At 72.6% G+C, this 14,156-nt stretch carries 9 protein-coding genes; 7 read left to right on the top strand and 2 right to left on the bottom strand.

Translation table 11 applies throughout. The features are described from left to right. Positions 1–126: 126 nt before the first annotated feature. From ACFV20_RS26840 to ACFV20_RS26830, 3 genes are all read left to right on the top strand, one after another. Complete coding sequence (locus ACFV20_RS26840; protein WP_385660560.1) at positions 127–612, top strand: nucleoside deaminase; 486 nt, start codon at positions 127–129, stop codon at positions 610–612. 120 nt (positions 613–732) lie between these two features. Further along, positions 733–5,037, top strand: coding sequence for an aminotransferase class I/II-fold pyridoxal phosphate-dependent enzyme (locus ACFV20_RS26835; protein WP_385660557.1), 4,305 nt, complete (start codon positions 733–735; stop codon positions 5,035–5,037). 6 nt (positions 5,038–5,043) lie between these two features. Continuing rightward, positions 5,044–5,778, top strand: coding sequence for a class I SAM-dependent methyltransferase (locus ACFV20_RS26830; protein WP_385660555.1), 735 nt, complete (start codon positions 5,044–5,046; stop codon positions 5,776–5,778). Positions 5,779–5,788: 10 nt separating this feature from the next. Here the strand turns inward: ACFV20_RS26830 and ACFV20_RS26825 are convergent, their stop codons facing one another. Beyond that, the gene (locus tag ACFV20_RS26825) at positions 5,789–6,442 is read right to left on the bottom strand and encodes a chaplin (RefSeq protein WP_385660552.1); all 654 of its coding nucleotides are present in this window, start codon (positions 6,440–6,442) and stop codon (positions 5,789–5,791) included. A 310-nt stretch (positions 6,443–6,752) separates the two neighbouring features. Here ACFV20_RS26825 and ACFV20_RS26820 point away from each other — a divergent pair, with 310 nt between their 5' ends. From ACFV20_RS26820 to ACFV20_RS26810, 3 genes are all read left to right on the top strand, one after another. Beyond that, positions 6,753–8,324, top strand: a complete 1,572-nt coding sequence (locus ACFV20_RS26820; protein WP_385660550.1) for an alpha/beta hydrolase — start codon at positions 6,753–6,755, stop codon at positions 8,322–8,324. 50 nt (positions 8,325–8,374) lie between these two features. After that, positions 8,375–9,469, top strand: a complete 1,095-nt coding sequence (locus tag ACFV20_RS26815) for a chemotaxis protein (protein WP_385660548.1) — start codon at positions 8,375–8,377, stop codon at positions 9,467–9,469. A gap of 361 nt (positions 9,470–9,830) precedes the next feature. Then, on the top strand, positions 9,831–11,240 hold the full coding sequence (locus ACFV20_RS26810) for a PP2C family protein-serine/threonine phosphatase (protein ID WP_385660546.1): 1,410 nt from the start codon (positions 9,831–9,833) through the stop codon (positions 11,238–11,240). Positions 11,241–11,244: 4 nt separating this feature from the next. Here the strand turns inward: ACFV20_RS26810 and ACFV20_RS26805 are convergent, their stop codons facing one another. After that, positions 11,245–12,738 (bottom strand): hypothetical protein, encoded by a 1,494-nt coding sequence (locus ACFV20_RS26805; RefSeq protein ID WP_385660543.1) that lies wholly within the window; start codon positions 12,736–12,738, stop codon positions 11,245–11,247. A 232-nt stretch (positions 12,739–12,970) separates the two neighbouring features. Here ACFV20_RS26805 and ACFV20_RS26800 point away from each other — a divergent pair, with 232 nt between their 5' ends. Beyond that, on the top strand, positions 12,971–14,110 hold the full coding sequence (locus ACFV20_RS26800; protein WP_385660541.1) for an aminoglycoside phosphotransferase family protein: 1,140 nt from the start codon (positions 12,971–12,973) through the stop codon (positions 14,108–14,110). Positions 14,111–14,156: the final 46 nt, after the last annotated feature.

Here is a 14,156-nt window from a genome sequence, read left to right as displayed (position 1 = left end):
CCCCGCCCACCAACTCCCCGCCCCCGGCACTCCACCCCTCCGGCCCCCGGCCCCATTCCTTTCCCGCAGGTGGCCGGCGCCCTAGGGTCCTGTCGATCACGCGTCGTCTCGGGAAAGGCCTGCCGCATGGTCGTGAAGGACACGGAACTGCCGCACCTGCGCCGCTGTGTGGAGCTGGCGGCCGAGGCCCTGGACGCCGGGGACGAGCCGTTCGGGTCGGTCCTGGCCGGCGGGGACGGCACCGTCCTCGGCGAGGACCGCAACCGGGTGGCCTCGGGCGACCGCACCCGGCACCCCGAGTTCGAGCTGGCCCGCTGGTCGGCGGCGCACCTCACGCCCGCGCAGCGGGCGGCCGCCACGGTCTACACCTCCGGCGAGCACTGCCCGATGTGCGCGGCCGCCCATGCCTGGGTCGGCCTCGGCCGGATCGTCTACGTCGCCTCGTCCGAACAACTCGGCCAGTGGCTTGCCGAGTTGGGAGTCCCCGCGCCGCCGGTCCGGCCACTCCCCGTGCACGAGGTGGCGCCCACTGTAGTCGTGGACGGTCCGGTTCCCGAACTCGTCGAGCAGGTGAAGGAGTTGCATCTCAGGTTCCACCGCGGGCGCGGCTGACTCCCGGCACGGGCACCTGCCCGAGATGCAGGGCCGCTCGCACGAACCTACGATCGTTTTCAATTGGACCAGATGTAAGACCAGGCGTACGCGCCGGTCTCCCCGACCGGGGGGAGGCACATGTCCTCGTTGCCGGCACGTCGGCTCATGGTCGTCTACGTCCTCCTGGTCACCGCCGTCACCGTCGTGTACATGACCGTGCCGGTGATGATTCCCGTCATGTGGGCCCTGATGGGCCTGGCCGGGGTCGGCGCCATCCTCATCGGCACCCGTCTCCACCGGCCAGCCCACCCGTGGCCCTGGTGGGTCCTGGCGGCCGGCCTGCTGGTCTTCATCGCGGGCGACACGTACTACTTCGTGATGGAGCAGTACGTGGGGGTGTCCAATCCGTTCCCCTCCCCGGCGGACGCCTGCTACCTCGCGATGTACCCGCTCATCGCGCTCGGCCTGTTGGGGCTGGTGCGGCACCGGTGGGCCGAACGCGACCTGCCGAGCCTGCTCGACGCGCTGATCGTCACCGCCGGCCTCGCGCTGCCGGTGTGGGTCTATCTGGTGCAGCCGCTGACCGTCGTCCAGGGCCTGACCTGGCAGCAGCGTGCCATCAGCATCGCCTACCCCCTCGGCGACATCCTCGTGCTGGCCCTGCTGGTCCGGCTGCTCACCCCCAGCCCGGTCAACGGCTCCAACCGCGCCGTGCGCCTGCTGGTCGCCGGCACGGTGACCCTGCTCGTCACCGACATCGGCTACGGGATCCTGCAGTTGAACGACGTGTGGGAGACCGGCAGCTTCCTCGACCTCGGCTGGGTCGTCTTCTACACCGCCTGGGGCCTGGCGGCGCTGCATCCGTCCATGGTCGAACTGACGGCCTCCGTGCCCCAGCGGGAATCCCTCCTCCCGCCGCCGCGCCGGCTGGTCATGCTCGCCGTGGCCACACTCATCGCCCCGGGAATCCTCCTCTGGGAGGCCCTGAGCGGCCAGACCCGGGACGCCGCCGTGATCGCGGCCTTCTCGGGCGTGCTGTTCCTCCTGGTGATCCTCCGGCTGGCCGGAATGGTCGTCGCACACCGCCATGCGGTCCGCAGGGAGCTGGCCCTGCGGGGAGCCGCCGCGTCGCTGGTCTCCGCCTTCCGGCAGGAGGAGGTGGACCGGTCCTGCCGGGCGGCGGTCGACCGGCTGATGGGTCCCGACGTACCGCACCAGACCCTGCTCCTGCCGCGGGAGCGCGCGGCCGACCTGGGCAGCCGCGGCACCCGGCTGGTGAGCCCGGCCGCCCTCGACCCCGACCTCCAGGCCGGACTGAACGGCCTGCCGTCCGTCCTGGTCTGCCCCATGACCCAGCCGGACCGTCCGGCCGGGGCCGTGCCGGGCATCATGCTGGTCGCCGCCCCCGAGCCGCAGCTCGACGAGACCCGGAGCTCCCTCGAGATCCTGGCCTCCCACGCGGGCCTGGCCATGGAGCGTGTCGCGCTGCGCAAGGAAGTCGGTCGGCGGGAGAAGGAGGCGTACTTCCGCACCCTCGTCCGCAACGCCGCCGACGTGATCCTGATCCTGGAGGACGACGACACCGTCCGGTACGCCAGCCCTTCGGCGCGGTCCGTGTTCGGCACCGACGACCTCGTCGGGGTCCCGCTGCCGCAGCTGGTGGATCCGGGCGACCGGGACCGGGCCGCGCGGGGGCTGACCGCCGTACGCGAGCGAGGGCCGTGGGCGGGGCACGACCACTGGTGGGTGCGGCACCGGGAGGGACGCGTCGAGGTGGAGGTCCGGTTCAGCGATTTCCGTGACGAGCGCACCGTGTCCGGCCTGGTGGTGACCCTGCGGGACGTGACCGAGCAGCGGCGGCTGGAGCAGGAGCTGACGCAGCGGGCCTTCCACGACTCACTGACCGGTCTGCCCAACCGGACCCTGCTGCTGGAGCGGATCGAACGCGCCCTGCTGCGCGGGCGCCGCGAGTCGTCCCTGACCTGTCTGCTCTTCATCGACCTCGACGACTTCAAGCTGGTCAACGACACGATGGGGCACCGGGTCGGCGACCATCTGCTGGTCTCGGTCGGCAACCGGCTGTCCCGGACGCTGCGGCGCAGCGACACCGCGGCCCGGCTCGGCGGTGACGAGTTCGCCGTACTGATGGAGGACGCCAAGCAGCCCCTGGACGCGGAACTGCTCGCGGCCCAGGTGATCCAGACCCTGGGCCGTCCGTTCGACCTGGCCGACGAGTCGGTGACGGTGTCCGCCAGCGTGGGCGTGGCCACCGCCCGCGACAGCACGGACGCGGAGGAATTGCTCGGCCACGCCGACCTCGCGCTGTACGCGGCGAAAGCGGCGGGCAAACGGCAGTGGCGCCGCTTCAAGCCGCTGCTGCGCAGCCGCATGGTCGAGCGGCACGATCTGCAGTCCCAGCTGGCCCGGGCCGTCGCCGACAAGGCGTTCGCGCTGCGCTACCAGCCCGTCGTGGACATCGCGGCGGGCGAGGTGGTGGGGTTCGAGGCGCTGGTCCGCTGGCCGCACGAGCAGCGGCCGCCCGTCATGCCGGACCAGTTCATCAGGCTGGCCGAGGAGACCGGGCACATCGCCCCGCTCGGCTCATGGGTGCTGGAGAACGCGGTCAGCGACATCGTGAACCTGCAGCGCCTGCCCGGGCCCGCCCGGCCGCCGTACGTCAGCGTGAACGTCTCCGCCCGCCAGTTCCGCGACGCCGGGTTCATCGAGCAGGTCGGGGAGGCGCTGAGCACACCGGGGCTGGAACCGGGCTCGCTGCAGCTGGAGCTGACCGAGACGGTGCTGCTGCACCGCGACGACCGCCTCCAGACGGTGCTCAACACGCTCAAGGAACTCGGGGTGCACATCGCGGTCGACGACTTCGGCACCGGCTTCTCCTCGTTGCGCTACCTGCGGGACTTCCCCATCGACGTGTTGAAGATCGACAAGTCGTTCATCGACGACATCGCGCGCGACGCCCAGCAGGTCGCCCTGGTCGAGGGCATCGTGCGGATCGCCGACACCCTGGGCCTCCAGGTCATCGCGGAGGGCATCGAGGACCCGTCCCAGCGGGATCTGCTGGCCGGGATGGGATGCCGGTTCGGCCAGGGGTACCTGTTCGCCCGGCCGATGACGGTGGAGCAGAGCGCGCGGGTGCTGCGGGAGCCGAGCGCCCGTCCGTTCGCCTCGCCGCCGGCGCGGCGGCCCCGGATCGACGCCGCCCGGGGGCGCCGGGAGGCACGCTGGGCGGATCTGGAGCATCTGCGCCGCACGAGCCCGATGAGCGACGCGGTCCTGGACGAGGTGCGGGGGCGGCACATCCGCAGCGGCGACCACTGGCTGATCGACTTCGCGTCGTGCAACTACCTGGGCTTCGACTGGGAACCGGAGATCATGGCGGCCGTCGATCCCGCCGTGCGCCGCTGGGGCACGCACCCCAGCTGGTCCCGACTGCTGGGCAGTCCGCGGCTGTACCCCGACATCGAGGAGCGGCTCGCAGCGCTGCTCGGAGCGCCGGACACGCTGCTGCTGCCGACGCTGACGCTGATCCACTCCTCGGTGATCCCCGCCATCGCCGAGGACGGGCACGTGTTCGTGGAGGCGACCGCGCACCGCACGGTCTACGACGGCTGCGTGGTGGCCCGGTCGCAGGGCGCCACCCTGCACCGTTTCCACGCCGAGCGGCTCGACGAACTGCGGTCCCTGCTGGCCGCCGTGCCGCCGGGGACGCCGCGGCTGGTGTGCCTGGACGGCGTCAACAGCATGAGCGGCAACATCCCCGACCTGCCGGCGCTGGCGGCGGTGTGCCGCTCGCAGGGAGCGACCCTGTACGTCGACGACGCGCACGGCTTCGGCGTGATCGGCGAGCGCGGGCCGGGCGAGACGTGCCCCTACGGCATGCGCGGCAACTGCGTGGTGCGGCACACCGGGGAGTCGTACGACGGGATCGTGCTCGTGGGCGGTTTCTCCAAGGCGTACTCGTCCCTGCTGGCCTTCCTCGCGCTGCCCTCGGAGTTGAAGAACCGGCTGAAGACCGCGGCGGCGCCCTATCTGTACTCGGGTCCCTCACCGACGGCGTCGCTGGCCACGGCGCTGGCCGGACTGGACGTCAACGACCGCCGGGGCGATGTGATCCGGGCCGATCTGTACCGCAAGACGGTCCGGGTGCTCGACCACCTGGATGCCATGGGGGTGTACAGCCTGAACTCGGACCGGCTGCCCATCGTGGAGGTGCCCCTGGCCAACCCCGCGGACCTGGACGCGGTCGCCGCGTTCCTGTGGCAGGAGGGCGTCTACGTGACCCTGGCCGCCTACCCGCTGGTCCCGCGGGACCGGGTGGGTTTCCGTGTCCAGCTCACCGCCCTCAACTCCGACGCCGACATCGACCACCTGAACGCGACGATGACCCGGTTGTCGGAACGGTTCCCGCTGCGGCTGAAGGGCTAGACGGCCATGACGACGCACAACGACGACGTGGACTGGGACCTGTGGCCGGTCGCCGACTACCTCGCGGAGAACTACCGCGAGGTGCACGCGTCGGACGCGGCGGTCATCGCGCACCACTCGGCGTTCTACCGGGGTCTTCCTCCCGGCGGCATCGCCCGCTCGGTGGAGTTCGGTGCGGGCCCGAACCTGTATCCGCTGATACTCGCCTCGGCCGCGTGCCGCAGGATCGACGCCGTGGAGGCCGGGGCGAGCAACGTCGCCTACCTCGAGGACCAGATCTGCCACCGCCTCGACGCGAGCTGGCTGCCCTTCCACGCGCTGTGCCGAAGCCTCAACCCCTCGATTGCGCCGACGCTGGCCGGGGCGCTGGCCCCGGTGAACGTCGTCCACGCCGATGTCCGGTCCCTGCCGCCGGGCACCTACGGGCTGGCCTCCATGCACTTCGTCGCCGAGAGCGTCACGGAGGACTTCGCCGAGTTCGCCGACTTCTGCCGCACCTTCGTCCGCACGGCCCGGCCGGGCGGCCACCTGGTCGCCGCGTTCATGGAGAACATGCCGACCTACCGGATCGGGCCGGCCTCCCGCTGGCCGGGCTGCCCGGTGAACCCGACGACGGTCACGGAGGTCTTCGCACCGCTGACCCGGGACCTGGACGTGACCCACATCGACGTGGACCCGACCCTGCCGGACTACGGCGACTCGGGCATGGTGCTGCTCACGGGGGTGGCCGAGGCGGTGTGACCGCTGCCGGTCAGCCGTCCGCCCCGGGCCGGAACCTGCGGCGCAGCACCAGCCCCCCGGCGACCAGCGCCGCGCTCGCCGCGACCGACTGGAGGGCGCGCTCCGTGCCCGTGTGGGCCAGGGCGCCCCTGGCGTGCGGGACGGTCCGCGGGGCCGGCCGGGGGTCCGGGTGGGGATCCGGGTGGGTCCGGGGCGGCGCGGTCGGCTCCGGGTCCGGCTTCGTCGGGTGCCGGGGGCGGACCGGGTCGCGGTCGCCGGGGCCGTCGGAGGAGGTGTTGCCGGTCGCCGGGTTGCCGACGCCCACCACGTTCACCGAGTTGCCCGTGACCTCGACGGGCAGGTCGACCGGCAGCTGCACGCCGTTGCCGGAGAGCACGCCGGGGGAATCCGTTCCGCCGCCCTCGGCGACAGCGCCGCGGGAACCCCCCGGTCTCCCGGACCGCCCGGCGTCCTCGTCGGCGCAGCGGTTGCCGGCGGCGGGGTTGAGGAGCCCCACCACGTTCACGGTGTTCCCGCACGCGTTCACCGGGACGTGCACCGGCAGCTGGAGGGTGTTGCCGGAGACCACCCCCGGCGAACCGGCCGCCGAGCCGTCCGCGCCGGAACCGGCGTACGCGGGGACGGTCACGGCCATCGCGCCCGAGGCGGCGGCGACGGCGATCACTCCGGTTCGGGTAACCCTTCGCATAAGACCCCTGCCTTCCAACGTCGTCGGCGGGCATGCGCCCGCACCGGGGAGAACGCCGGGCTCCCGGTCCGAGTTATGGCTTATCCGCCTTTCACTCCATCGAGCGGACAGGTTGTCGAACTAGCGGTAAAGCCCTTCGTACGCGGGCCCCGGGGTGCGGGCGGCGACGGGGCGGCGGAACCGGGCGCACGGCTCGCCGCACGACGGCGTCCGCCCGGAGGCGAGGCGTCCGGGGCGCGCTTATGGTGAGCGAGGGCACCGATCCGGTCCGTACCTGGAGGCATCGATGCTGGCCAAGCTGTCCACGCGCCCCTCGATACGGCGCTGCGCGGTCACCGGCACGGCCGGGCTGGCCCTGCTGGGCACGGCACTGCCGGCCGCCGACGACCCTCCGCCCGGCCTGACGCGCTTCTACGACCAGAAGGTCACCTGGTCGCGCTGCGAAGGCATGGACATGCCGAAGGACCTCCAGTGCGGGAAGGTCACCGTCCCGCTCGACTACTCCGAACCCGGCAAGGGCACCCTCGACCTCGCCGTGGCCCGGTACCGGGCCACGGGCAGGTCCCGGGGCTCGGTGCTGCTGAACTTCGGCGGTCCCGGCGGCCAGGGCGTGGCCCAACTCGCCATGGGGGCCAAGGACTTCATGGGCCTGACGAACGGCTACGACGTGGTGTCCTTCGACCCGCGCGGTGTGGGCCGTTCCTCGCCGGTCAGTTGCGGGAACGCCTCGACCGCCGCCCTGGACGAGACGGACGGCGACGCCGACGCGGCCGAGGCCGGGGCCGTGCTCGAAGAGCTGCGCACGGCCGCGACCGAGTGCACCGAGCACTCGGGCCCGGTCCTGCCCCACATCGGCACGGTCAACGCCGCCCGCGACCTGGACGTCATGCGGGACGCCCTCGGCGACGACAAGCTCAACTACCTGGGCTTCTCCTACGGCAGCCGGCTCGGCGCGGTGTACGCGGCCCAGTACCCCGGGAAGGTCGGCAGGATGGTGCTGGACGGCGTCGACACCCTGACCGAACCGCTGACCGACCAGGGTGTGGTGAGCGCCCAGGGGCAGCAGACCGCACTGGAGAACTTCCTGACCTGGTGCACCGAGGACATCGCCTGCCCGTTCGGACGCGATCCCCGAGCGGCCCGGGAACACGTCGTGGAGGTGGTCGAGTCGCTCGACAAGGACCCGCTGCCGACCGACTTCGGCGAGGCGTTCACCGGCCAGGACTTCGCGGGCGCCCTCGCCCAGGGCCTCTACAGCAGGGAACTGTGGCCGTCGCTGCAGCGGGCCGTCGGCCAGCTGCTGGAGGACGGTGACACCCGCGGGCTGGAGGCGTTCCTGTCCGGCGGCTTCACCCTGCCGCCGCGGCGCACCCCGCACGCCGGGCTCACCGACCCGGCGGACATCCCGCTCGACAACCTGCCGGCGGCACTGATGGCGGTGAACTGCGCCGACGATCCCGACCGCCCCTCCGCCGCGCAGGTCACCGAGGACCTCGGCCGGCTGCGCGCCCGCTACGAGCAGGCCTCCCCGGTGTTCGGCCGGTACCGGCTCACCCAGGTACTGATGTGCTACGGCCGCCCCAAGGGCACCGACTACATCCGCGACGACGTCAAGGACGTCGAGACGCCGCGGATGCTGCTGGTCGGCACCCGCGGCGACCCGGCCACGCCCTACCGCTGGACGGTGGAGACGGCCAGGAGGCTCGGATCGTCGGCGGTGGTGCTCGACAACCGGGGCGAGGGTCACACCGGCTACGGCTCGTCGAAGTGCGTGCACAGCAAGGTCGACGCCTTCCTGCTGTACGGAACCCTGCCGCCGGACGGCAGTTCCTGCGGCTCCGACCGCGACGACGAATGAGGGCCTTTCACCCGAATGCCCTCATGTCGGATTCGCTCTATCGTTCTGTCATGGAGCACGTTCTGAGTCCCGCGACCCTGTCCGAGCTGCGGCGCCCGCGCCCCTACCCCGCGGTCTCCGTGCTGACCCCGACACACCGGCGTGATCCCTACAACGCCCAGGACCAGGTCCGGCTGCGCAACGTGGTCGCCGAGGCCAAGCGGCAACTGGAGGCCGATCCGGCCGTCACCCGCGAGCGGCGCACCGAGGTCGCCGGGCACCTCGACCGGGCACTGGCCGAGGTCGACCTGACCCACGCCGAGGACGGTCTGGCGATCTTCGCCGCCCCCGGCGAGCACCAGGTGTGGTCGCTGACCCGGCCCGTCCCCGAGCGGGTGGTGCTCTCGGACACCTTCCTCACCCGCAACCTCGTCTCCGCCCAGACGGCCGGGCGGCCCTTCTGGATCCTCTCCCTCGCCGCGGACCGCGTCACCCTGTGGAACGGCGGCGTCGACCGGGTCTCCGCGGCCCGCGTCGGCGGCTTTCCGCTGACCCGGCGCGTGGAGAACTTCGACCCGGAACGGCAGCAGCGGATCGGCGACACCCCGAGCGCCTTCCGGGAGGAACGCACGCGCCGGTTCCTCCGCGAGGCCGACCTCGCGATGGCCGCCGTGCTGCGCGACCACCCGAGAACGCTCTATGTCACCGGCGAGCCGGCCGCCCTCTCCTTGCTGGAGGAGGTCGGTGTCACCGCCCGGGACGCGGTGCACGTTCCGCACGGCGGCCTCGCGCACGGGACCCCCGAGACGGTGTGGCAGGCCGTGCGGCCGGTGGTCGAGGAGGAGGCCCGCAGGAGCACGCACGCCGTGGCCCGGGCCCTTGAGACGGCGCGCGGGCGGCGGGAGTTCGCGGCCGGTGTCGACGAGCTGTGGCAGAGCGCCCGGGAGGGCCGCGTCCGGCTACTGGCCGTCGAGGAGAACTACCGGGTGACGGTCCGCGACGCGGGAGACCATCTGGTCCTCGCCGAGTCCGGCGACCTCGACTCCCGCGAGGACATCGTGGACGAGATCGTCGAGCAGTGCCTGGAGACCGGGGCGGACGTCCGCTTCGTGCCGGACGGCATGCTCGGTGAGGCGGACGGCATGGCCGGGGTGCTGCGCTACTGATCGCGGACCCACCCGGCGGACCCGTCTCCCCGACCGCCTCGCGGACCCGCCCGGCGGACCCGTCTCCCCGACCGCCTCGCGGACCCGCCCCGCAGGCTCGAACAGACGGCCGTCGAACACGCGGAGCAGCCTCGACCGGGGTCCCGACGGCCCCTCAAGTCCCGTGTGTACGCTACGACTTGGATCTCCTGGCGGCGTCCCCCGCAGCTACCTCGGAGTAACTCCGCGAGACGGTGGCATATGCCAGAAGCACCACCGTATCGTGTGTCGTCGAATCCCTTACAGGGCGTCGCGGGCTGTGCAACAGTCGTAACGGTCCCTCCGTCCGCCTTGGTCGTACCGTCCCGCATCGGAGTGCGTCATGCCGTCCCACCTCTCCGCGGACCGCCCAGCCGCCCAACCGCCCCCGCGCGGCTCGGTCGACGCGCTCATCTCGCAGACCCGGCGGCTCAAGGGCGACGTGGACGCGGTGCGCCGCGACTCCGAGGGAGAGGGAGCCGATCACCCGCGCGAGCGCTGGCAACGCGCCCTGTGCGACCTGGCCCTGCACCAGCTCAACGACCTCGACGAGCACCTGGCCCAGCTGCGGGACGGTCCCCTGCCCGCGGCGGCCGACCCGGAACCCGCCGAGGCCGCACCGGGCTCACTGCTCAGCCGGGTCGGCAGCGCCGAGTGGAACCTGCAGACCGACCGGGCCAGTTGGTCCGGGGAGCTCTACCGCATCCTGGGCCGCGACCCGGCAGCTCCCCCGCTCACCCTCGACGAACTGCCGTCGCTGGTGGTGGAGGAGGACCGGCCGAAGCTGACGGCGATGGTCACCGACTGCCTCGTGGACGCCAGGCCCATCGACGGCGAGTTCCGCGTCGCCCGCCGGGCCGACGACGTGCGGACCCTGCACATGATGGGCGAACCGGTGCTCGACGCCGACGGCAGCACCGCCTCGATGTGGGCCGTACTGCGCGATGTCAGCGAACTGCGCCGCAGCCAGCGGGTGGTGAGCGAGACCCGTGACTCGCTCCGCCACCGGCAGGAGGCCGCGCGGAGCGAGCAGCGGCTCGCGGTCGAGCTGCAGGAGGCCGCGCTGCCGCCGTGGCGCGGCTCCCTGCGGCTCCCGCACCGCGGCCCGAGGACCCTCGACCTCGCCGCCCGCCGTCTGCCGGCCTCCACGGCCACACTCCTCGGCGGCGACTGGTACGACGCGCTCGAACTGACCGACGGCGAAACGCTGCTGAGCGTCGGTGATCTCACCGGCCAGGGGGTCGGCGTCACCTCGAACATGACCATGCTGCTCGGTGCCGTACGCGGCATGGCCATGGCCGGTGCCCAGCCGGGGCCGTTGATGGCCTGGCTGAACCAGTTACTCGACGCCACCGTGCAACCCGTCCTGGGCAGCGCCGTCTGCTGCCGCTACCGGCCCGCCACCCGCACCCTGGTGTGGGCGCAGGCCGGACACCCCGCCCCGCTGCTGTTCCGCGACGGGACGGGGCGGGTGCTGAACGCCCCGGACGGCGTGCTGCTCGGCGCCACCTCGGGCGCCGTCTACGGGCAGGCCGAAGAGACACTCGAACCGGGCGACCTGCTGCTCCTGCACACCGACGGACTGGTGCCCGGGCACACGCGGGCGGAGGCCGCACAGTCCCTCCTCGGTCTGGCACCCCGGCTGGCCGGGAACCGCACCGCGGAGGACTGTCTGGGGGCCCTGGTCGAGGAGTTCGGCGAGGGCGAGCGCCAGGACAACGCCTGTGTACTGATGGTCAAGGTCTCGGCGTAGGAACTCAGGTCTGTGCGTGGTGGCCGCCCCTGCCCTTCGTCTTGGGCAGGGCGAGCTTGATCTCCTCCCGCAGCTCCTGGATCCTCGGGTAGCCGGAGTACTCGGCCGTGAGCCGGTACATCTGGCGCAGCCGGTCCCAGGTGCGGTGGGAGGAGTTCGATCCCATGGACACCAGGGCCAGGCGCGCGTACCGGTCGGCCTGTTCGGGGTCGTCCGCGATGAAGCAGGCCGACGCCATCGACAGGTAGTCGAAGATCTTCGACCGCTGCCTGCCGTCGACCCGCAGGGCGAGGGCCTTCTCCGCGTAGTGCTGGGCGTGCGCCGCGGCGCCCGGCTCGAACTCGGCGAGCGTGCGGTAGGCCAGGGCCTGCATGCCGTACAGATCCTCCTCCTTGAAGGTCTGCATCCAGTCCGGGGGCGGGACGTCGGCCTTGTCGGAGACGAACAGGTCCTCCGCCCGCCCCAGCGTGCGGCGCATGGCCTGGCCCTTGCCCATCGACGCCTGCGCCCAGGCCTCGATGGTGCAGAGCATCGCCCGGGTGCGGGGCAGCACCTCGTCACCCGAGCCGGACGTGGCGAGCTTCATCAGCTCCAGGGCGTCGTCCGGCCGGCCCAGGTGCACCATCTGGCGGGCCGCGCGGGACAGGGCCTCGCCCGCCCGGGGCCGGTCCCCGCCCTCTCGGGCCGCGTGCGCGGCGATGACGAAGTACTTCTGGGCCGTGGGCTCCAGGCCGACGTCGTGCGACATCCAGCCCGCCAGGACGGCGAGGTTGGCGGCGACGCCCCACAGGCGCCGCTGGAGGTGGGGTGGGTGACGGTAGGCGAGCATGCCGCCCACCTCGTTGAGCTGGCCCACCACGGCCTTGCGCTGGAGCCCGCCGCCGCGGGCCGCGTCCCAGGCGCGGAACACCTCGACCGAGCGCTCCAGTTCCTCGATCTCCTGCGCCCCGATGGGGGCGGCCTCGTAGCGGTCGAACCCAGCGGGGTCGGCGTGCAGGGGATGGTCGAGGTCGGGGGCGTCGGCAGCCAGGGAAGGGTCGGAGTGCAGCCAGTCGTACATGGCGCTGCTGAGTGCGGATCCCGCGGCGAGCGCGGCGCCCGCGCCCACCAAGCCGCGTCGGTTGAGCATGAGGTCCATTCCCGTGAATTCGGTGAGGACCGCAGCCGTCCGCTCGGGCGCCCACGGCACGCCGTCGGGAGCATCGGCGCTCCCGCCGCCCTGCCGTTTCCCCGCACGCCCGTGCCGGACCAGACCGAGGTCCTCGATGGTCACGACACGGCCGAGACGCTCGGTGAACAGAGCCGCCAGCACCCGCGGCACCGGATCGCGCGGGATCTCGCCCGTGTCGATCCACCGCCGCACCCGGGAGGTGTCGGTCGACAGCTGGGGATGGCCCATGGCCGCCGCCTGCCGGTTGACCAGCCTCGCGAGTTCGCCCTTGGACCAGCCGGCCAGGCCGAACAGGTCCGCGAGCCGGGTGTTGGGTTGTCCGCTCACGTCAAGCCCCCAGGTTCTCGGCTGAGTTGACAGTAGCCCGGGGAGACTTGCCGGGCGACTATTCGCCAGGGTTCGCCAGGGTGCGCCAGATGGTGTGCCACGGGCCATCCGGTGTCAGGTAGGAACGCGCCACCCCGCCCCGGTCGCCAGGGGCACTCCCCAGGGTTCTCCTGGGTGTCCGGGCCGGGTGGTGCGCTGTCGTCGCAGGCACACGAAGGGATCTGTTTCGCCCATGTACGCAGCATCGTCCTCCGTGTCCGCACCGCCCCGGTCGCTGCACCCGCGTCCCACGGACAGCGGCCCCTACCTCGCCCCCGCGCGGCCGGCGGCTCCCGTGCTCGGCGCGGGGCGGGCTCGGCGCGGCGCGGTCCTCGGTACCCAACCGCTCAGCGGGAGACTCGACTTGTCCGGCCCCCAGGGCGCGCAGTTGCGCACGGCGATCGCGTCCGTGCACCGCATCTGCCCGGAGTTCGCCCCGGTGCAGGTGCTGCGCCGCACCGGACGGTCCGTGCTCCTGGTGGGCACGACCGGTCGCAGCACGGCTGTCGCCAAGTGTTTACTGGACCACTCGCCCGCCTGGTCCGAGCGGATCCGCCACGAGATAGCGGCGTACCGCTCGTTCGTCCGGCACCGGCCACCCGTGCGGGCGCCGAGACTGATCGCGGCGGACCCGGACCACTGCACCCTGGTGATCGAGAGAATGCCGGGCCGCGTGGCGGCGCTCCAGCGGCACCCGGCGGAGGCGCCGCCCCGGGCGGACATCAGAGCGGCACTCGGCGCGATCTGCCGGCTGAACGCCTGGCGGCCTCCGGCGGGTACGTTCGACGCCCCGCTCGACTACGCGGCGCGGATCTCCCGGTACCACGAGCTGGGCCTCCTCACCGACCGGGACCTGGGCGACCTGCAGAAGCTGCTGCACGGGATCGCGCAGGCCTCCGGACGGCAGGCCATGGGCCAGTTCTGCCACGGCGACGCCCTGCTGTCGAACATGCTCCTGTCACCGGCCGGTCCAGTGCTGGTGGACTGGGAGCACGCGGGCTGGTACCTGCCGGGTTACGACCTGGCGACCCTGTGGTCGGTGCTCGGGGACGCACCGGTCGCACGTCGTCAGATCAGCCAGATCGCGCAGTCGGCGGGGCCCGCGTCCAGGGACGCCTTCCTGGTGAACCTGATGCTGGTGCTGACGCGTGAGATCCGTACCTACGAGACGGCCGTGCAGCGTTCGATGCACGATCCGGCCCCGGCGGCTCCGGGCACGGCCCACCCGGGCGCTGCGCCGACCGGCGAAGAGCAGAGGCTGCTGCTGCGGCGGCTGCACGACGACTGCCAGTTGGCCCGGCGCGCCGTGCGCGCGGCGGTCGGCACTCGCTGACGGGGACGAAGGGGCCGTTGGGCCACCCGTGGGGGGGGGGACCGCC

The sequence above is a fragment of the Streptomyces sp. NPDC059696 genome (assembly GCF_042733745.1).
GTDB lineage: Bacteria > Actinomycetota > Actinomycetes > Streptomycetales > Streptomycetaceae > Streptomyces.
Note: the sequence above shows the minus strand (reverse complement) of the source record. Positions and strands in the feature narration are given on the sequence as shown.

What these genes read in the sequence shown, in the direction of transcription:
- ACFV20_RS26840 (WP_385660560.1), top strand. Translation starts at nt 127, where the DNA reads ATGGTCGTGAAGGACACGGAACTGCCGCACCTGCGCCGCTGTGTGGAG.
- ACFV20_RS26800 (WP_385660541.1), top strand. Translation starts at nt 12,971, where the DNA reads ATGTACGCAGCATCGTCCTCCGTGTCCGCACCGCCCCGGTCGCTGCAC.
- ACFV20_RS26830 (WP_385660555.1), top strand. Translation starts at nt 5,044, where the DNA reads ATGACGACGCACAACGACGACGTGGACTGGGACCTGTGGCCGGTCGCC.
- ACFV20_RS26810 (WP_385660546.1), top strand. Translation starts at nt 9,831, where the DNA reads ATGCCGTCCCACCTCTCCGCGGACCGCCCAGCCGCCCAACCGCCCCCG.
- ACFV20_RS26815 (WP_385660548.1), top strand. Translation starts at nt 8,375, where the DNA reads ATGGAGCACGTTCTGAGTCCCGCGACCCTGTCCGAGCTGCGGCGCCCG.
- ACFV20_RS26835 (WP_385660557.1), top strand. Translation starts at nt 733, where the DNA reads ATGTCCTCGTTGCCGGCACGTCGGCTCATGGTCGTCTACGTCCTCCTG.
- ACFV20_RS26820 (WP_385660550.1), top strand. Translation starts at nt 6,753, where the DNA reads ATGCTGGCCAAGCTGTCCACGCGCCCCTCGATACGGCGCTGCGCGGTC.